Origin of the sequence: Amycolatopsis sp., from assembly GCF_035276945.1 — a bacterium.
Taxonomy (GTDB): domain Bacteria; phylum Actinomycetota; class Actinomycetes; order Mycobacteriales; family Pseudonocardiaceae; genus Amycolatopsis_E.
The window spans coordinates 16,080-35,025 of record NZ_DATELF010000010.1 but is presented as its reverse complement, the minus strand read 5'-3'; the positions used below and the strand labels follow the sequence as shown (position 1 = coordinate 35,025).

17 protein-coding genes, 1 tRNA gene and 2 pseudogenes are annotated in these 18,946 nt (G+C 70.6%); 14 read left to right on the top strand and 6 right to left on the bottom strand.

Features of this window, described 5'->3' with window-relative positions; translation table 11 throughout:
- The 3 genes and pseudogenes from VJT49_RS01235 to VJT49_RS01225 form a co-directional block, all read right to left on the bottom strand.
- Window positions 1-420 (bottom strand): annotated as a pseudogene (locus VJT49_RS01235) (hypothetical protein); the annotation flags it as partial.
- Window positions 421-423: 3 nt separating this feature from the next.
- Complete coding sequence (locus VJT49_RS01230; protein WP_324162241.1) at window positions 424-795, bottom strand: pilin; 372 nt, start codon at window positions 793-795, stop codon at window positions 424-426.
- Window positions 796-985: 190 nt separating this feature from the next.
- Window positions 986-1,843 carry a hypothetical protein gene (locus tag VJT49_RS01225; protein ID WP_324162239.1) on the bottom strand — a complete coding sequence of 286 codons (858 nt, stop codon included), beginning with the start codon at window positions 1,841-1,843 and terminating at the stop codon, window positions 986-988.
- Window positions 1,844-3,092: 1,249 nt separating this feature from the next.
- Here VJT49_RS01225 and VJT49_RS01220 point away from each other — a divergent pair.
- The 8 genes and pseudogenes from VJT49_RS01220 to VJT49_RS34995 form a co-directional block, all read left to right on the top strand.
- Window positions 3,093-3,731: a hypothetical protein gene (locus VJT49_RS01220; RefSeq protein ID WP_324162237.1), complete on the top strand. Its 639-nt coding sequence runs from the start codon at window positions 3,093-3,095 to the stop codon at window positions 3,729-3,731.
- Window positions 3,731-4,729 carry a TRM11 family SAM-dependent methyltransferase gene (locus VJT49_RS01215; RefSeq protein ID WP_324162235.1) on the top strand — a complete coding sequence of 333 codons (999 nt, stop codon included), beginning with the start codon at window positions 3,731-3,733 and terminating at the stop codon, window positions 4,727-4,729. Before VJT49_RS01220 ends, VJT49_RS01215 begins: the two co-directional genes overlap by 1 nt.
- The gene (locus VJT49_RS01210) at window positions 4,726-6,015 is read left to right on the top strand and encodes a site-specific DNA-methyltransferase (protein ID WP_324162233.1); all 1,290 of its coding nucleotides are present in this window, start codon (window positions 4,726-4,728) and stop codon (window positions 6,013-6,015) included. The genes VJT49_RS01215 and VJT49_RS01210 overlap by 4 nt, the downstream gene beginning before the upstream one ends.
- On the top strand, window positions 6,012-6,344 hold the full coding sequence (locus VJT49_RS01205; protein ID WP_324162231.1) for a hypothetical protein: 333 nt from the start codon (window positions 6,012-6,014) through the stop codon (window positions 6,342-6,344). Before VJT49_RS01210 ends, VJT49_RS01205 begins: the two co-directional genes overlap by 4 nt.
- The gene (locus VJT49_RS01200; protein WP_324162229.1) at window positions 6,341-7,066 is read left to right on the top strand and encodes a recombinase family protein; all 726 of its coding nucleotides are present in this window, start codon (window positions 6,341-6,343) and stop codon (window positions 7,064-7,066) included. Before VJT49_RS01205 ends, VJT49_RS01200 begins: the two co-directional genes overlap by 4 nt.
- Window positions 7,063-7,266, top strand: coding sequence for a hypothetical protein (locus tag VJT49_RS01195; RefSeq protein ID WP_324162227.1), 204 nt, complete (start codon window positions 7,063-7,065; stop codon window positions 7,264-7,266). Before VJT49_RS01200 ends, VJT49_RS01195 begins: the two co-directional genes overlap by 4 nt.
- Window positions 7,267-7,359: 93 nt before the next feature.
- Window positions 7,360-7,830 (top strand): recombinase family protein, encoded by a 471-nt coding sequence (locus VJT49_RS01190; protein WP_324162225.1) that lies wholly within the window; start codon window positions 7,360-7,362, stop codon window positions 7,828-7,830.
- Window positions 7,830-8,885: pseudogene (locus VJT49_RS34995) on the top strand (recombinase family protein); the annotation flags it as partial. The gene VJT49_RS01190 and the pseudogene VJT49_RS34995, both read left to right, overlap by 1 nt.
- Before the next feature lie 592 nt (window positions 8,886-9,477).
- Here the strand turns inward: VJT49_RS34995 and VJT49_RS01180 are convergent.
- Window positions 9,478-9,550 (bottom strand) — tRNA-Arg (locus VJT49_RS01180).
- Window positions 9,551-9,707: 157 nt separating this feature from the next.
- On the opposite strand from VJT49_RS01180, the gene VJT49_RS01175 reads away from it, so the two are divergent.
- Complete coding sequence (locus VJT49_RS01175) at window positions 9,708-10,616, top strand: cation diffusion facilitator family transporter (protein ID WP_324162221.1); 909 nt, start codon at window positions 9,708-9,710, stop codon at window positions 10,614-10,616.
- A 4-nt stretch (window positions 10,617-10,620) separates the two neighbouring features.
- On the opposite strand, the gene VJT49_RS01170 is transcribed toward VJT49_RS01175, so the two are convergent.
- Together VJT49_RS01170 and VJT49_RS01165 are read right to left on the bottom strand one after the other, a co-directional pair.
- Window positions 10,621-11,304, bottom strand: a complete 684-nt coding sequence (locus VJT49_RS01170; RefSeq protein ID WP_324162219.1) for a DUF305 domain-containing protein — start codon at window positions 11,302-11,304, stop codon at window positions 10,621-10,623.
- Entirely contained in the window at window positions 11,301-12,134 is an 834-nt protein-coding gene (locus VJT49_RS01165) for a DUF3105 domain-containing protein (protein WP_324162217.1), read from the bottom strand. Before VJT49_RS01165 ends, VJT49_RS01170 begins: the two co-directional genes overlap by 4 nt.
- Window positions 12,135-12,263: 129 nt before the next feature.
- Here VJT49_RS01165 and argS point away from each other — a divergent pair, with 129 nt between their 5' ends.
- From argS to thrB, 5 genes are all read left to right on the top strand, one after another.
- A complete protein-coding gene (gene argS / locus VJT49_RS01160; RefSeq protein ID WP_324162216.1) occupies window positions 12,264-13,919 on the top strand; it encodes an arginine--tRNA ligase in 1,656 nt (551 codons plus the stop codon).
- 3 nt (window positions 13,920-13,922) lie between these two features.
- Complete coding sequence (gene lysA / locus VJT49_RS01155) at window positions 13,923-15,359, top strand: diaminopimelate decarboxylase (protein ID WP_324162215.1); 1,437 nt, start codon at window positions 13,923-13,925, stop codon at window positions 15,357-15,359.
- Window positions 15,360-15,465: 106 nt separating this feature from the next.
- The gene (locus tag VJT49_RS01150) at window positions 15,466-16,779 is read left to right on the top strand and encodes a homoserine dehydrogenase (RefSeq protein WP_324162213.1); all 1,314 of its coding nucleotides are present in this window, start codon (window positions 15,466-15,468) and stop codon (window positions 16,777-16,779) included.
- Window positions 16,779-17,843, top strand: a complete 1,065-nt coding sequence (gene thrC / locus VJT49_RS01145; protein WP_324162212.1) for a threonine synthase — start codon at window positions 16,779-16,781, stop codon at window positions 17,841-17,843. Before VJT49_RS01150 ends, thrC begins: the two co-directional genes overlap by 1 nt.
- A complete protein-coding gene (gene thrB, locus VJT49_RS01140) occupies window positions 17,840-18,721 on the top strand; it encodes a homoserine kinase (protein ID WP_324162210.1) in 882 nt (293 codons plus the stop codon). Before thrC ends, thrB begins: the two co-directional genes overlap by 4 nt.
- Window positions 18,722-18,946 lie beyond the last annotated feature (225 nt).

Here is an 18,946-nt window from a genome sequence, read left to right as displayed (position 1 = left end):
CTGCGGCGGCGGGGCCGATGGCGGTTGGGTCGGAGCCGGGCCGACCACGATCGGCGGCGGCTGCGCCGAACTCGACGGAGCCGGGGGCGGGTTCCAGGTCGGCGGCGGCCCACCCGGGGTCGGCGGTGGCGGCAGCTCGCTGGGCCACCCCGGGTCGGGGTTGGGCGGCAGCGGGAGTGGAACCCACGGGTTCACCGACAGCGGCGATGGAGCTGGCGTGGCGGATGGAGGGGGCGGGAGCGGAATCTCCGGGCCGGGTTGGGCCATCGGCGCCAGGGGCAGTACCGCCGGCTGTGGGTGCCCGGCCGAGGCCGTCAGCAGTACCGCGACGGACGTGCCGATGAGGCCGGTCAGCACCGTGATGCGCAGCCGCGCGGCTAGGCGCCGCGGCCGGGAGCCGGAGGCAGGGGTGGTCGGCATCGGTCAGCCCACCAGGCTCTGCAGGAGGGTGACGATGACCGGCGCGAGCATGGCCAGGCCGTAGCCGATCGCGGCGTTACGCAACGCCTTTTTCGCCCGCTCGACCTCGCCCGGATCCCCGTCCGCAGCCAGGTAGCGGACACCGCCGATCGTCAGGAAGAGGGTGGCCAACCCGACCAGCAGACCGATCAGGACGTTGCGCAGGTTGGCGATGACCTCATCCAGCGATCCGGGTGGCGCTGCGACGAGGAGCGTAGCGGCCGACGCGGGCGTGGCGACGAGCAGCAGCGCCCCTACCGCGACGCCGAGGAGGGTGGCGGTGCGTAGCCGCCGGAGGAGTGTGGTGCGCCGGTGGCGCGGTGATCGCAGAGACATCCAGGATCCCTCCCGAGGACACCGGTGGCGGGTGGGCGAGGTGGATGTGAGGGGAATCAGGGAGCCGGTCACCGGCGCTGCGGCCTGCTGTGCCCGGCGGATGCGGCGGTGGTGGTGGTGGGCGCCTGCCGTGGTGCGCGTGTGCCCGGTTCTCGACCTGATTCCCCTCACACTGTTCTAAAGGGGGGTTTCAGGCCGATTTTTTGCAGGCGGAGTCCGACTTTGTTCGCGGATGTTCCGACTTTTTTGGCGGACGCTGGGCATCGAGCCAGGAAATGAGCGCGGACTCGGCCCTTTTCCGGGCGCGAAACACTCGGAAATACGACTCGCCCAGTTCGTCCGCGGCCTCGTGCAGCCGTATGTCCTCCAGGCGGGTCGACAGGATCAGGGACGCTTCGTCGGCGGTGAGCACGCCTTCGCGCACCGCTTCGGCGAGCAGGAGATCTTCGTGTCCCTGGTCGGGTTGGCGTGGTTCGAGCGATTCCCACTGTGGCCTCGTGCGGGTGGCGTAGTCCCACTCGGCCGCGCGCACCGCGGCCCCGGCGTATCGGGCTTCCCGCACCAGCCGGCTGGCCAGTGAGCCCGCGTCCGGGTCGATGGTCTTGAGCCGGGCGGTGAAGGCCGCCACCATCTCGGAGTCGATGTCGTCAGGGTCGCCGGTGTAGTTCTTCATCAGCGTCCCTGCGGCCTTGCGCAGCCCGGGCAGTGCGACGCCGACCGCGCCGATCACCCACGCCGCGCCGTCGGTTTGGGCGGCAATCACCAGTTGGCGCCACACCGCCTCCCGCGCGGTCTTCGGGGTCACCCGAGCCAGCAGTACGTCGCGCAACTCGACCAACGGCACCTGCCGCCGCGGAAGCCCGTGCCCGATCCGGGCACAGTCGAGGGCGAGCGGGTCCGGGCCGGTGCACAAGAGCTGGAACGCCGACTCCGCGGCGTCCATCGCCGAGGCGGACTCGACCGACTCGGCGCTGGCGACACGAGTGCGGCGCCGGTCGACACGGGATGGCCCGGGGCGGGGAGCGTCCGGGGGTGGTGTGGTCGGCATCGTCGGACTCCCTGGTGCGAGCCGAACCCGCCCGATACAGCGGGGCGGGAACGGCGTGAACGTGACGCCGTCCATGCCGCCGGAGACCGCTTGCGCAAACCTTCCCTGTTGATCGTGAAATCGGGGATGCAAGGAATCCGCAAGGGGCACCCCGACCCTTGTGCACCCGTACCCGATCGGCCGCGGATACCGTCTGACCTGCGGTGCAAGGAAGCCGTAAGGGACGTGTCGCGCGGTGGGCGAGCGCGACCAATACTGCGAAAAATCTTGACGACCCCGGTTGTCACGCCGCATGCAGACCGGTTGCACTCGTCTGCGGGCACGGGGCGGACCGCGGTTGAACGGGTGCCGCGGGTGGTCAGGCCCGGGGTGGTCAACGACGCCCGCGACCGCTCGCCCGGCACCCCGTTACCCCCGCGGCCCGCGTCGGCAGCGCTTGCGGTCGAGCCGGTGACCGCGCCGCGACGAGTGCCCGGCGCAGACCCGCACGAGCCCGCAGCGCAGCCGACGCTTTGCGTCGCCGGGGACCACGCACGAGCGCCGTCGGCGATGCGGCGCTGCCACGCCAGCATCCGGGTTCGCGGCCACCGCACCTCTCGGCGCCGCCTGCGCACTGCGGGCGCCCCGCGGCGCGTGTCGGCGACCGGATGACGCTGGCAGACGCTTGCGTCCCGGGCGCCGCGCACCACACGGGGCCGCTTTCGGACGGTGTTGCGTGTCTAGGCCGCCGACACTCATGCGCCCCGCAGCGCGAGTGCGCCCTGTGCGCACCGCGAGCGCGCACCGGCACCGGAGGCAGTCGATCGTGGCCAAACCCGGCTCGGTCACCGATTCGGAAGATGGGGCGCGCACCGGCGGCAACGCGTGGGCGGCCAGGGCTCGGCGCCGCAGCGCACGCCGCCGACACATCTCTTCTGCCGCGGACCACGACGCCGGTCAACGCCTCCCCGCCGGGCTGGCGCAGCACCCTCGGTCTCGAATCACCGGGGCGGTCAGCAACGGGCGCGACGACACGAGCGAGCGGCGACGGCGCCGCCGCAGGGCACCACACCGGCTTGGGGCTTCGCGGCTCGGGAGAAAAAGTTGGGATTCGTCTGCAAAATCCGGCGCGAAAAACCCCCTTTAGAACTATGTAAGAGCCCGCACCCGCGAATTGCGAGGACACTCCCCAATGAGCGTTCCTGTCTCGCCGGACACCTCACCAGAAATCGACACAACACCGCAAGAACGGCCTCGGAAAACCGCATCCGTGCCGCTGGGAATCTGGCTGTGCGCACCCACCCCGGCCGACGAGCACGACCTGCCGCCGCTGGTCGAGGGACTCACGCGCAGCCTGATCACCCAGGCCGTGACCGCTTTCACCACCCCCGGCCAGACGGTCGCCGTGACCGGGCCGGACTCGGCCCGGATCGCCGCGGTCGCCGACTCCGTGAGCGACCGCCGAGTCCTCTGCGTCGGCCCCGAGACCATCACACCCGGTGACCACCGCGACAACGGCGACGGTGGCGCGCACACGCAGGAACCGGAACCCGGCTCGGTGGACCTGCTGCTGGCCGTCGAGTTGCCCGCGCCGTGGATCGACACCGACGGAGCGCCCTACACCTCGTGGGCGCAGTGGCTGGCGCCCGGCGGGGTGCTCGCCGTGGCCACCCGCAGCCCCGCCGGGCAGGGCCGCTTTGCCGATCACAGCGGGGTGGTGGTCACCGCCGCGACCAACGCGGGGCTGACCTACCTCCAGCACATCATCGCCGTGCTCGCTCACGTCCACGGCGACCGGCTTCTCATCTCGAGTCCGCCGACCTCGGTCACGCTGCCCGCCGCTGCGGTGCACCGCAGCGCGCACACCGACCTGCTCGTCTTCCACAACGACTTCGGAGGCGCCGCCTGATGAGTACCCACCAGCCGATTCCGCGCAAGGCACTGGCGCGCGGCAGCGACGTCCTGGTCGAGTTGCCGGTCACCGTGTGGCCGACCGCGCAGCGGCCCCACGCCAGTCAGCGCAAGGGCCGCTATGTCGGCGAGAGCACGGCGCACCCGGCGAAGATGCTGCCCGCGATCGCCGGCCACGCCATCGACACGTTCACCGCGCCCGGCGACCTCGTGCTGGACCCGATGTGCGGGGTCGGCACCACTCTGGTGGAAGCCGTGCGCAAGGGCCGCGACGCCCTCGGCATCGAGTACGAGACCCGGTGGGCCGGAGTCACCGATGCCAACCTCGCCCTCGCCGCCCACGACGAGGCGGCCGGTCACGGTCAGGTGCACCTCGGCGACGCCCGCCGCGTGCTGCCCGACCTCGCCCGCCGCAATGCCGGGCGGGTGGCGCTGCTGGTGACCTCCCCGCCGTATGGGTCCAGCGTCCACGGCCAGGTCCACGCGCCTGGCCACCGCCCGGTGCGCAAGCACGACAACCGCTACAGCCGCGACCGCGCGAACCTCGCCCACCGCAGCCTGCCCATGCTGCTGCGCGGCTTCACCGACATCCTCCGCCGCGCGATACCGCTGCTACGGCCGGGCGGGGTCGTGGCCATCACCACCCGGCCCTTCCGCCTCGACGGCGAGCTGATCGACTTCCCCTCGCTGACCCTGGACGCAGCGATCAACGCCGGTCTCGACCCCGTCCAACGCTGTGTCGGTCTGCTGGCCGGACTCCGCGACGGCAAACTCGTTCCGCGTTCGTCGTTCTTCCAACTGGACTACGTGCGTAAGCTCCGCGACCGCGGGGTGCCTGCCTGGGTAATAGCGCATGAGGATGTGCTGGTTCTCAGGGTCAGCCAAAAGCGCCAGAGTTCCCATGAACTCAAGGGTTCGTCGGCTCCAGTGTCTGGGTTGGACACCGGGGTCGGCCACGACATCGAGCGCGTTGACGGGTCGGGGGTGGCACCGTGAATCACGTTCCCGCGTGGAGTATCCCCGAAGCCACTCTCTATACCGGTGATGCGGTGGACACGGTGGCCGGATGGCCGGCGGAGTCGATCGACTGCGTGGTCACGAGTCCGCCCTACTACGGACTTCGTGACTACCGCACGGGCCGCTGGGTCGGAGGTGACCCGGCCTGCGCGCATTCGGTCGGGCGGGGCACCAACATCCCGCACACCACCGGCGCCGCACCGGGCTACCCGGCCTCCCCAGCGCACCGGGGTGGCGACCCGCAGACCTGCCGCCGGTGCGGCGCGCGGCGGGTCGATCGCCAGTACGGGCTCGAACCCACACCGGCCGACTACGTCGACCACCTGCGCGCGCTGTTCGCGCAGCTGCGCCGCGTGCTCACGCCGACCGGCACGGTGTGGCTCAACCTCGGCGACTCCTACAGTGCCGAACCCCCCGGCCGCAGCAGCCACGCGATGCGGAACAGCACCCTGAGTGGCGTTGCCGCGGCGGCGGTCCTGCGCGAGCAGGTCCGTTCCGCCGGGGTGAATCGCACCCGAACCGTGCCGCGCAAAAACCTCCTCGGCATGCCGTGGCGGGTGGCGTTAGCGTTGCAGGCCGACGGGTGGGTGCTGCGCAACGCGGTCGTGTGGGCCAAGCGCAACCCGATGCCCGAGTCGGTGCGCGACCGGCTCTCGACCACCTACGAGTTCGTGTTCCTGCTGACCGCGAACCCGACCTACCACTTCGACCTGGACGCGATCCGGGTTCCACCACGCCGTCCCGAGGCCCTAGCCACGGACATCCCGGGCGGCGGTCCCCACGTCACCGAGGGCACGGAGCTCGGTGCCCGTGCGCGCCGCCGCAACCGGTCGGTCAACGGCGATGGCAATCGCAACGGCAAGTACCGCGGCTCGGCCGTGTTCGCGCGTGGCAACCATGGTGCCGCGATGCTGCCCGGGCATCCCCACAAGAGCGCCCACCCACGGGGCAAGAACCCCGGCGACGTATGGCAGATGTTCACCCGACCGCTGCGCGAGGCACATTTCGCGGCCTTCCCCATCGACCTCCCGCTGCGCTGTATCGCCGCCGGCTGCCCGCCAGGTGGCGTGGTCCTGGACCCCTTCTCCGGCGCGGCCACCACCGGCCTGGCAGCCATCCGACTCGGTCGACGCTACGTCGGCATCGAGCTCAACGCCTCCTACAACCAGCTCGCGAAAGACCGGCTACTGCAGGCTCGCGGACAGACCGGGAGGACAGCGTATTCGGACGGTCGGGCGCCCGCGGCGGACGGAGAGATCCGGTGACCGCGCCCGGCGCGGTCACCGTGTCGGACACGGTGACCGCCGACCCATCCGGTGCGAGGCACCGGGGCGCGTCGCTGCGCGAGTTGCGTCACCGCCTGTGCCTCGCGCGCCGCCGCCGGTACACCGGCCGCCGCTGCGGCCAGACCGGGAAACGCGCCTTCCTCAGCCAGGAGGTTGCCGAGGAGGTGCTGGGCCTGATCTGGGCGTGCCCGCACCCCGGCCGACGTGTGGAGCGCCGCGCCTATCGCTGTCCGCACTGCCGCGCCTGGCACCTCACCCGCCAACCCACCCCCTCGCGCCCACAACCGGAAGGAACTGCCACCCGGTGAGTACGCCCGTATCCCACGCAGCCGACTACGCGCCGATCGTTGTCGAACACGATGACGGCTGGGCACAACCGCGCGTCGAGATCCTCGACACCAAGCGGCGCCCGGTGCGCGCGTGGCTCTACCGCGTCGTCAGCGAGCTGGCCTGGCCGGTGGCCGAGCAGGAACGCCACCGCACGGAGACCGAAGCGATCCGCGGATACCAGCAGGAGCTGGCCCACCGCTCGCGCCAACGCCGCCACGCGCACGCCCTCGACAGATGGTGGGCCGGCCCACCGCCCTATGGATATCGGACCCGCACCCACCGGGTCAGCGACGAGGATGGCTTCACCCGGCGACTGCGGCGACTGGTCCCCGACACCCGGCGTGCTCACCTCGTGCCGCTGATCTTCGCGTGGTTTCTCGACGGCCACGGGCCCTCCGCGATCGCAGCCCGGCTCGCCACCGATCCCGACCAGTACCCGCCTCCGCACGTCGACGGCCGATCACGATCGTGGACACCGCGGGTCGCGCGCGGTGTGCTGACCAATCCCGCCTACCTCGGGTTCGTCGTCCACGACCGCACCGCCGACGGCCGGCTACTCCCACCCCGAAACTGGATCTGGTCACGCGAGCACGCCCACGCCGCACTGGTCGATCCCGAGACCTTCTGGACCGCCTACGCCCGCCTGCACCCCCACCACCTCCAACGCCCGGGCCACGAGGGCGCCGGAGGGGCGTCATGAGCGATCGTTCGCGCCGCGGTTACCGCAAGCCCGAGGTGACTGTTGAGCCGCCGATCGTGCTGCCTATGCCCGAGGCCGATCGGCCCGCCGCGGTCGCCGTACTCGCGCAGTGGCTCGCCGAGGTGCTGGCCGACGAGTCGTTCCAGCAGCGCCATCAGCAGCTCCGCGCCGAACGCCGTCACGGCCACCGCAGCACCTAACAAGCAGCTTGCCCTTGACCGAGGAGTCGAGCGTTCGTCGTCGTCCCCCTGCCGACCGGCCGGGGGACGACGACGCACCCAAGGACGGTCCCCTTGAGCCACCACCCCCAGCCGCCGAACCCTGCCACGCCAGCCGAGCACGCCTCCCGCCTGCGCGTCGCGGTCTACCTCGTCGGCACCGGCATCACGACCGCGGTGCGCGCTTGCCTGAACGCCCACCCCACCTGGCGGCGCACCCGCCACACCTACCACGACCCCAAACCCGGCCAGCTGGCTACCCGCCCAGAGCTACGGCGCGCCCTCACCGACGCCCACGCCGGGAAGCTCGACGTCCTCCTCGTTGACAGCGTCAGCCAGGTATCACGGACACTCGATGACCTGACCGAGATCCTCACCGAGATCCTCACCGAGCTGGACGACGCGGGCCTGGCCCTGCACTCGGCCCCCGAGCCGCATGTCACCACCACGACCGCCACCGGCCGGATGGTCACCCGGCTGATGGTCGCCTTCGCCCAGTACGAGGAAGCGCACCGCGCGCAGGCGCGTCGCCGGGCGGTGCGGTGATGTCGGCACCCACCGCGCCCAAGCGCCGCCAGCGTCGCCCCCGGGTCCGGACCAACCAGGCCACCCAGCCACAGGCGAGCATCGGCGCCGACGAGAACAGCCCACCGCTGCGGGTGGCGATCTACCTCCGGATCTCCACCGACGAACTGCACCAGCCCTTCTCGCTGGAAGCCCAAAACCTCAAGCTGCGCAACTACGTCACCTCACAGGACAACTGGGAACTCGTCGGCAACCCCTACATCGATGAGAAATCCGGGGCCACCACCGACCGGCCCGCCCTGAAACGCGCCCTCGCTGCCGCCAGGGCCGGGAAATTCGACGTGCTGCTGGTCTACCGCGTGGACCGGCTGTCCCGATCGATCCGGGGCCTGTCGGAGATCCTCGCCGACCTCGAAGACGCGGGCGTGGCGTTCCGGTCGGCGACCGAACCCTTCGACACCGCCACCCCCGCCGGTCGCATGATGGTGCAGATGCTGGCGGTGTTCGCCGAGTTCGAACGCGCCACCATCATCGACCGCGTCATCAACGGCATGGAACGCAAAGCCGCCCGCGGCGAATGGCCCGGCGGCTACCGCCCCCACGGTTACGAAGTCGGCAGCAGCGGCAAGCTCGTCATCGTCGACGACGAGAAGCCAGTCGTGGAACGCATCTTCACCATGTACGTCCACGACAAACTCGGTACCCAGCTCGTCGCCAAGCGATTGTCCGCCGACGGCTACCGCACCAAGGCCGGGAACCCCTGGTCCAAAGCTGCCGTGCTCACCGTCCTGCGCAACCGCACCTACCTCGGCGAGATCTGGTTCCGCGACCGCTGGTACAAAGCCGCCGACCACCACCCGGCGATCATCAGCGAGAAGCTGTTCAACGACGCCCAGGACATCCTCGACGCCCGCGGCGACGAAGCCGGACACCGCGCCGTCGCCAACTCCGACTACACCCTGGTCGGGCGACTGTTCTGCACCAACTGCGGCAAGCGCTACCTCGGCACCGCCGCGAAAGGCAACAAGTACCGCTACCGCTACTACACCTGCTTCACCCGGCACCGCTACGGCACCGAATACTGCTCCGCCGACCGGCTGCCCGCCGATCAACTCGAACGCGCCGTACTGACCTCGCTTGTGGACACCCTCACCCGTAGCGACCTCATCGAGCAGGGCCTGGCTAACACCACCAGCGAGGTCGACGACCAACGCGCCACCTACACCGCCGAACTCGCCGCCCTCGAACGCGACATCACCAAGAACGAGGACGCCATCGACCGCTACCTCACCGCATTCGAGAACGGCACCATGGACGAGGAAACCTGCTCGCCGCGCGTCCAGAAACTCGCCACCAAGCTCACCGAACAACGCGCCCGCCGCGACGAACTCGGACTGCTGGTGGACGAGGCCACCGCACCGGAACTGCCCGACACCACCGTCCTGGAGACCCTCCGCGCTGACATAGAGGCCGCTGCCGACACCGGCAGCGTGGAAGCCCTCCGCCGCGTCATGCAAACCTTCGTCCACCGGGTCGACATCACCAGCCGGGAAACCGCGGCACCCACGTTCGTCATCCCCAGCAACGCGGACGCGCCAACCCAGCGCTCCGCAGCCGCGTCACCAGGCGCGACTACGGAGCGAAAGGTTCGCACACTGGCTGGACCGGTGCCCTCGGCAGGATTCGAACCTGCGACACCTGCCTCCGGAGGGCAGTGCTCTATCCCCTGAGCTACGAGGGCTTCATCGCTGCGCGACGTGAAGAAGCTTAGCGTATCCGGTTTCGTGTCGTGCAGTGGCCACCCTTCATGGTTGCCATCATCCGGGAAGGCAAGGCTATGTTGTGGTGCATACATGCGCATGTAACTATGAATCGAGCGATGTGGAGGAGGCGAAGTCATGGGGCATGGCCATGGGCACGGGCATGTCAGCGCGTCGGGGCGTCATCTTCCGAGGTTGGTGGCGGCGCTGGGCATCGGGTTCGCTTTCATGGTGCTCGAGGTCGTGGTCGGTGTCCTCACCGGCTCGCTGGCCGTGATCTCCGACGCCGCGCACATGCTCACCGACGTGTTCGGGCTGGCGATGGCGCTGACCGCGATCGTCCTCGCGCGCCGCAGCAGTCCCACCCATCGGCGTACGTTCGGGCTCTACCGCACCGAGGTGCTCGCCGCGCTCGGTAATGCGGTGCTGCTGTTCGGGGTGGCGGGGTACGTGCTGGTCGAGGCGATCGGGCGGATTGCCGACCCGCCCGCGGTACCCGGCCTTCCCGTGTTGCTGACCGCGGCCGCCGGGCTGGCGGCCAACGTCGTGTCCTTCGCGCTGCTGAGGTCCGGGGCGAAGGAGAGCCTCAACATCCGGGGCGCCTACCTCGAGGTGCTGGCCGACCTGGTCGGCTCCGCCGGCGTGCTGCTCAGCGGCGCGATCACCCTGCTGACCGGCTGGCGGTACGCCGACCCGGTCATCGGTGTCGCACTCGGTCTGTTCGTGCTGCCCCGGACGTACACGCTGGCACGCCGCGCGCTGCGGATCCTCTTCCAGCACGCCCCGGCCGAGGTCGACGTTGAGCGGGTCGGCGCGGAACTGGCGGGGCTGACCGGGGTCTCCGACGTGCACGACCTGCACGTCTGGACGCTCACTTCCGGCATGGAGGTCGCGTCGGCCCACCTCACCGTCGAGCCGGCGGCCGAGCCCGCCGAGGTCCTCGTCGCCGCGCAGAACCTGCTGGCCTACCGGTATTCGATCGACCACGCGACCCTGCAGGTGGAGCCGCGCGAGTCCGCGAAACGCTGCCAGCGCCTTTCCTGGTAGGGGGTCAGGGCAGCGGCTGGGCGCCCCGCGCCGCGAGCATCTGCTTCACCATCTCCATTTCGGCGCCCTGCGAGATCAGGATGCTCTGCGCCAGCGTCCGCACGGCCGAGATCGAAGCGTGGTCGTGCGCGTACTGCGCCATCGACGTGCCGCCCTGGTGGTGGCGCAGCATCAGCTGCAGGAAGTACACGTCGAGTTCCTTGCCGGACAACGAGTGCAGCTTCGCCAGCTCCTCGTTCGTGGCCATCCCGGGCATCTGGCCGCCCGCCGCGGCCGGCGTGGCGGCGCCCATGTTCATGCCGTCATGGCCACCCGGCTGAGTCATCCACGTCATGTACGCGCCGAGCGCCTGTTCCGGCTGGCCCCACAGCATCAGCCAGCCCTTCATCCGGCCGACCTGCTCCAGCTGGGTGCTCTGGATGTCGAAGGCCAGCTGCTTCAGCTCGGGGTCCGTGGTGTGGTCACGTTCCCAGTTGGCCATCGACACGGCCTGGAGGTGGTGCGTCGACATGTCCTGCGCGAATCCCACCTCGACCGAGCCGGCCGCCGGCGTGGCCTCGCCGCCTCCGCCGAGCGCCCGCTGGGTGAGGAACATACCGAGCACCGCACCGAGCAGCAGCACGACGAGCACCGTCGAGCCGATGACCACCGGGCTCGACCAGGACGGCCGCGCCGTCTCTTCGGTCATGACCTGGGCGCGGAGGGTGGGGCCTGGGCGGCCGAGGAGGGGACCATGCCGGTGTTGCCGGCCTCCTGTTGGGCTCCCGCGGAGCCCTTGTAGTCCATCGGCTTGGCGTCCGGGCCCGGCGGCTTCGGGTCGAACGGGGGCGGGTTGCCTGGGTCGAACATGCCGGCGCCGAGCGCGTCGCAGGAGGCGCCGACCTCCGGGTAGGTGTGCGGGTTCTGCCGCAGCGCGGTGACGAACTCGTCGATCTTCACGTCGTCCGCGCTGTCCACCTTGAGCTGGTGTCCCCAGGACTGCAGCGAGATCGGCCGGTCGAGGCCGGGATAGGGCGACATCATCGTGTACGGCTTGCCGTTGACCTTCGACTGGAGCTTGGTCAGCGCCTCCCCGGTCACCTGGCCGGGGTTGTAGGCGATCCACACGGCGCCGTGCTCGAGTGCGTGCACCATGTTCTCCGTGCGGACGGCCGTCGGGTACACGATGCCGGTGCACGCGGCCCAGTACCCGTCGTGCGGGCCGCCGAACGGGGGCGAGGAGTCGTAGGCCACCCGCTCGGTCGGCAGCACGTGCACGCTGCCGGTGTACTGCTTGATCACGATCCCGGCGAGCTGGGTGGACGGGTCCGGGTTGCCGTCCGTCGGCACCCAGTCCTGCAGCGCCCGCTTGGGCGCGGACTGGACCAGGTAGTAGGTCACGACGACGGCGGCCAGCGCCACCACCGCGACCACCGCGATGATGGTGCCCCACGGCACACCACGTTTGGTGACCACCGAAGACCGGGTCGCCTTGGCGACCTTCTTCGGGGTGCCCTTCTTCTTCGTGCCGCTGGCCATGTGATGAAGTCTAGGGACCCCGGGTCAGGTCGCTGTCAGCGGCTTGTACGGCGTGTCGGCCGAGAACCCGCTGGGCACCATCCGTGGGCGGTCACCGAGCGTCGGTGCCTGCGGCCTTACACTCGCGGAGTGACTCCCGCCGTGCTCGCCGACCTCGTTCGTTCCTCCGCCGTGCAGGTGCTTTCCGCGCGTGGCATCGACCACGCCGTCCTGCCCGACCCCGTGACGATCGAACGGCCTCGCAACCCCGGACACGGCGACTACGCGACCAATCTCGCGCTCCAGGTCGCCAAGAAGGCCGGGATGACGAGTCGCGAGTTCGCGCAGGCACTGGCCGACGAGGTCGTCAAGGCCGACGGGGTGGCCAGCGCCGAGGTCGCCGGGCCGGGGTTCCTGAACTTCCGCCTCGCCGCCGACGCGCAGGGCGAGCAGGTCCGTCAGGTGCTCGCGGCGGGGGAGCGGTACGGCTTCGGTGACACGCTGGCCGGACGCCGGATCAACCTGGAGTTCGTGTCCGCCAACCCGACCGGGCCGGTCCACCTCGGGGGCACCCGCTGGGCGGCGGTCGGCGACGCGCTCGGCCGCATTCTGGCCGCCCAGGGAGCCGACGTCACCCGCGAGTACTACTTCAACGACGCGGGCGCGCAGATCGACCGTTTCGTGCGCTCGCTCATCGCCGCGGCCAAGGGCGACCCCGTGCCCGAGGACGGCTACGCGGGCGCCTACATCACGGACATCGCGGCCGAGGTCCTCCGCCAGGAACCCAGCGCGCTGTCGCTGCCCGAGGCCGAGCGGCGCGAGACCTTCCGCCGCATCGGCATCGAGTTGATGTTCCACGAGATCAAGAAGAGCCTGCACGAGTTCGGTACCGACTTCGACGTCTTCTTCCACGAGGGCTCGCTGCACGACAGCGGGGCGGTGGCGCGCGCGGTCGAGGAGCTGAAGGAATCCGGCCGCCTCTACCACTCGGACGGCGCCTGGTGGCTGCGTTCCACCGAGTTCGGGGACGACAAGGACCGGGTGGTCATCAAGAGCGACGGTGATCCCGCCTACATCGCCGGGGACATCGCCTACCTGCACGACAAGATGAGCCGCGGGTTCGACCTGTGCATCTACATGCTCGGCGCGGACCACCACGGCTACATCGCGCGGCTGAAGGCGGCCGCGGCCGCGATGGGCCACGATCCCGCGGTCGTCGAGGTGCTCATCGGCCAGCTGGTGAACCTGGTCAGCGACGGCAAGCCGGTCCGGATGAGCAAGCGGTCGGGCACCGTGATCACGATGGAGGACCTGGTCGAGGCGGTCGGCGTGGACGCGGCCCGGTACGAGCTGTGCCGCTACTCGGTGGACTCCGGCCTCGACGTCGACCTGGACCTGCTTCGCAAGCACAGCAACGACAACCCGGTCTACTACGTGCAGTACGCGCACGCCCGGCTGGCCTCGGTGCAGCGCAACGCGGCCGACCTCGGGCTCGAGCTCGACGTGAACGCCGACCTCGGCCTGCTCACCCTGCCCCGCGAAGGCGACCTGATCCGCACGATCGGGGAGTTCCCGAAGGTACTGCGCAAGGCGGCGGAGCTGCGTGAGCCGCACCGTCTCGCCCGGTACCTGGAAAGCCTGGCCAGCGCGTTCCACAAGTTCTACGACGTGGCCAGGGTGCTCCCGCAGGGCGACGAGGAGGCGACCCCCCTCACCTTCGCCCGGCTCGCGCTGTGCGGGTCGGCCAGGCAGGTGCTGGCCAACGGGCTCGGTTTGCTGGGCGTCTCGGCCCCGGAACGGATGTAGGAAATGGCGCACCCAGCAGGACCCCGGCACGCGGAGGTTCTTCCGCATCTCGACACCGCGGGTCTCCCCCCGTCCACATCGGACGAACTCGACCGGTTGCACCCGAACGTGTGGCCGCGCAACGCTTCCCGTGGCGAAGACGGCGTCGTGCGGCTCGCCGGTGTGGACGTCCGGGAGCTCGCCGAGACCTATGGCACGCCGCTGTTCGTGATCGACGAGGATGACTTCAAGTCCCGCTGCGCCGAGCACGCCCGCGCGTTCGGCGACCCGGCGCTGGTGCATTACGCGTCGAAGGCCTTCCTGTGTACCGAAATCGCCCGCTGGGTGGCCGAGCAGGGCCTGAGCCTGGACATCTGCAGCGGCGGGGAGCTGGCGATCGCGCTGCGGGCCGGCTTTCCCGGGGACCGGATCACCTTTCACGGCAACAACAAGTCGGTCGCCGAACTGGAGAACGCGGTCGGCGCCGGAGTCGGCACTATCGTGCTCGACTCGTTCTACGAGATCGCCCGCCTCGCCGACATCGCCGCCCGGCTCGGTGTCGTGCAGCAGGTGCTGGTGCGGGTGACGGTCGGTGTCGAGGCCCATACCCACGAGTTCATCGCGACCGCGCACGAGGACCAGAAGTTCGGTTTCTCGCTGGCGTCCGGTGACGCGGCCGAGGCGGTGCGCCGCGTGCTCAACGCGCACTCGCTCGAGCTTGCCGGTCTGCACAGCCACATCGGCTCGCAGATCTTCGACGCGGACGGATTCGAGGTGGCCGCGCGCCGGGTGGTCGGTCTTTTGGCGCAGCTGCGCAAGGAACACGGCGAGGACGCGCTCCGCTCATTGTCCACTGTGGATCTCGGCGGTGGGCTCGGTATCGCCTACACCCCCGACGACGACCCGCCGCCGCCGGCGTTCCTCGCCGAGCAGTTGCGCAGGATGGTGGCCAAGGAATGTGAGCACGAGGGCCTGGCGACGCCACGGATCGCGGTCGAACCCGGCCGGGCGATCGTCGGGCCCGGCACGGTCACCCTCTACGAGGTCGGCACCATCAAGAACGTCATCGTCAGCCATGACCACGAGCGCCGGTACGTCAGCGTCGACGGCGGGATGAGCGACAACATCCGCACGGCGCTCTACAACGCGGTCTACGACTGCCGCCTGGTCTCCCGCGCCAGCGCCGACGGTGGGACGGAGGTCGTGGGGGCCGCGTTGTCGCGTGTGGTGGGCAAGCACTGCGAGTCCGGCGACATCGTCGTCCGCGACTGCTGGTTGCCCGACACGCTCGCGCCGGGTGACCTGCTTGCCGTGGCGGCCACCGGAGCGTATTGCTACTCGATGGCGAGCAACTACAACCGGCTGCCCCGCCCCGCGGTCGTCGCGGTGCGTGACGGCGAGGCGAGGCTGCTGCTCCGCCGGGAGACCGTCGACGACATGCTGCACCTGGAGGTGCGATGACCGCCGTAGTGAGTCGCGGCCGCCAAGCCGGCCACAGAGCGGGCCTTGTCCGTTTCCGTGGGGGCACGGCCTTTGCGACGCGCGAACTCGCGGAGGAGCGGTGACCATGAGCGCTGTGTCCACTGTGGATGGTAAGACGGTGCGCGTGGCGCTGCTGGGCTGTGGCACGGTGGGCACCGAGGTGGCGAGGCTGCTCACCGAGCATGCCGACGAGCTCGCCGCGCGCGCCGGTGCCCCGGTCGAGCTGGCCGGGATCGCGGTGCGCCGCCCCGGCAAGCACCCGGAGCTGCCGCAGCACCTGCTGACCGCCGACGCGGCCGCGCTGGTCGAGTCCGATGTGGACGTCGTGGTCGAGCTGATCGGCGGCATCGAGCCGGTGCGCGGCTGGCTGCTTACCGCGCTGCGCAAGGGAAAGTCCGTGGTGACGGCCAACAAGGCGCTGCTCGCCGAGAGCTCGGCGGAGCTGTCCGAGGCGGCGGACGCCGCCGGGGCCGACCTGTACTTCGAGGCCGCGGTGGCCGGGGCCATCCCGCTGCTGCGCCCGTTGCGCGAGTCGCTCGCCGGTGACCGGATCACCAAGGTGATGGGCATCGTCAACGGCACCACCAACTTCATTCTGTCCGCAATGGACGCCACCGGCGCGAGCTACGCGGAAACCCTGGAGGAAGCCAGCAGGCTCGGCTACGCGGAGGCGGACCCGACGGCCGATGTGGACGGTTACGACGCCGCGTCCAAGGCGGCGATCCTGGCCTCGCTCGCCTTCCACAGCCGGGTCACCGCCGCGGACGTGCACCGCGAGGGTATCGCCGAAGTGTCCTCCTTCGACATCGCGGCCGCGAAGGTGCTGGGCCGCACGGTGAAGCTGCTCGCCATCTGCGAGCGGGTGACCGCTGACGACGGCACGGAGTCGGTCTCGGCACGGGTGCACCCGGTGATGATTCCGCGCAGCCATCCGCTGGCCGGGGTCAACGGCGCGTTCAACGCCGTGTTCGTGGAAGCCGACGCCGCCGGCGAACTGATGTTCTACGGCCAGGGCGCGGGCGGGGCGCCCACCGCCAGCGCGGTGCTCGGCGACCTGGTCGCCGTGGCGCGTAACAGGGTTCTCGGCGGGCGCGGACCGCGCGAGTCCGCCCACGCCGCCCTGCCGGTGCGGCCCATGGGGCAGACCCCGACCCGCTATCACGTCAGCCTCGACGTGACCGACCGCCCGGGCGTGCTGGCCCAGGTGGCGCACGTGTTCGCGGCGCACGACGTGAGCATCGCCGCGGTCCGCCAGCGGGACCGCACCGCCACCGCCAGCCTGGTCATCGTGACCCACCTGGCCCCGGACGAGGCGCTGCAGGCCACCGTCGAGGAGATCGGCAAGATGGATGTGGTCAAAGAAGTGGTCAGCGTGATGCGCGTGGAGGGCGAAGACTGATGACGGCCAAGCCCGGTTGGCCCGGGATCATCGAGGCCTACGCCGGCCGGGTGCCCGTCCCGCCCGGCGCGCGGGTGATCACCCTGGGCGAGGGCAACACGCCGTTGATGCCCGCCCCGCACCTGTCCGAGCTGACCGGCTGCACGGTCTATCTCAAGGTCGAGGGCGCCAACCCGACCGGCTCGTTCAAGGACCGCGGCATGACCGTGGCGATCACGCACGCGCTGGCCAGCGGCCTCAAGGCGGTGATCTGCGCGTCCACCGGCAACACCTCCGCCTCGGCCGCCGCCTACGCCGCGCGGGCCGGGCTGACCTGCGCGGTGCTCATCCCGCAGGGCAAGATCGCGATGGGCAAGCTGGCGCAGGCGATCCTGCACGGTGCCCGCATCCTGCAGATCGACGGCAACTTCGACGACTGCCTCGAACTCGCCCGCAAGACCGCGATCGACTATCCGGTGACGCTGGTCAACTCGGTGAACCCGGTCCGCATCGCCGGCCAGAAGACCGCCGCGCTGGAGATCTGCGACGTGCTGGGACGCGCGCCGGACGTGCACTGCCTCCCGGTGGGCAACGCCGGGAACATCACCGCCTACTGGGCCGGATACGCCGAGTACGCGGCCGACGGGGTGGTGCCGGCCACACCCCGTATGTTCGGATTCCAGGCCGCGGGCGCCGCGCCGCTCGTGCACGGCGAGCCGGTGGCCGAGCCCGAGACCATCGCCACCGCCATCCGGATCGGCAGCCCGGCGTCCTGGGAAGGTGCGATCACCGCCCGGGAGGAGTCCGGCGGCCTGTTCGAGGCGATCACGGACGAGCAGATCCTCGCCGCGTACCGGCTGCTCGCGCGCACCGAGGGCGTGTTCGTGGAGCCCGCGTCCGCGACCGGCGTCGCCGGGATGCTGCACACCGTCGCCGACGGCAGGCTCCGGAAGGGCTCGACGGTCGTCTGCACGGTCACCGGGCACGGCCTCAAGGACCCCGCCACGGCGCTCGAAGGCAACGTCGAGGTGGAGCCGCTGGCGGTGGACCCCCGCGCGGTCGCCGCCGCTCTGGAACTCACGTGACCTCGGTGAGGGTGAGCGCGCCCGCGTCCACGGCCAATCTTGGGCCCGGGTTCGACACGCTGGGCCTGGCGCTCGGCCTGCGGGACGTGGTCGAGGTGCGGGTCGCGGCTTCGGGTCTCGAGGTCGAGGTGCTCGACGCCGGTGCGGGCGGGGTGGCGGACGTCCCGACCGACGAGACCCACCTGGTCGTCCGGGCGCTGCGCTGCGCGTGTGAGCACCTCGGCGTGTCGTTACCCGGGTTGCGGCTGCGCTGCTCGAATGCCATTCCGCACGCCCGCGGGCTGGGTTCCTCGGCGGCGGCCGTGGTGACGGGCGTCACCGCCGGCTACGCGCTGGCGGGCAAGGCCGTGGACGCCGGCGCGCTGCAACTCGCGGCCGAATTCGAGGGACACGCCGACAACGCCGCCGCCAGCATGTTCGGCGGCCTGGTGATCGCCTGGTCGGAAAGTGGCCGGTTTCACGCCGCCCGGCTCGACCCGCATCCCGGCCTGCGCCCGGTACTGGCCGTTCCCGCGGTGCGGTCCGCGACCACGGTGGCCAGGGGACTCCTGCCCGCGCGGGTTCCGCACGCCGACGCGGCCTTCAGCGCGGGACGCGCGGCGCTGGCCGTGCACGCCCTCACCCGGGACCCGTCCTTCCTGCTCGCGGCCACCGCGGACAGGTTGCACCAGAACTATCGCGCCCCGGCCTACCCGGCGAGCGCGAAACTCGTGGATGACCTGCGCGAAGCCGGAGTCGCGGCGGCGATATCGGGAGCCGGGCCGTCGGTGCTCGCGCTGACCCTGGACGGAATAATTCCGGCAGGCGTCGACGTTGAAGGTTTCGAGGTCACCGAACTGCCGGTCGACCTCGACGGAGTCGGGGTGCTGTGCGGGTAGATGCCGGTTCGATACCGATCGGGCAGAAGCATCGTGGAAGCCCGAACGCCGGTCAAGCGGGTTGACTTACTTTCGGTCTTCTTGGTAACAGGCTGGTAGCGTGGATGCGGCGGATTCGCGCCACACCGGGGGTGGTTGTTGCACCGCATCGCGGGGCGGTCTACTCTCGGGGGCGTTCGATCACCGTGCGCAGTCCGCACCCGGTGTGAGTCCCGGGGGTCCTTC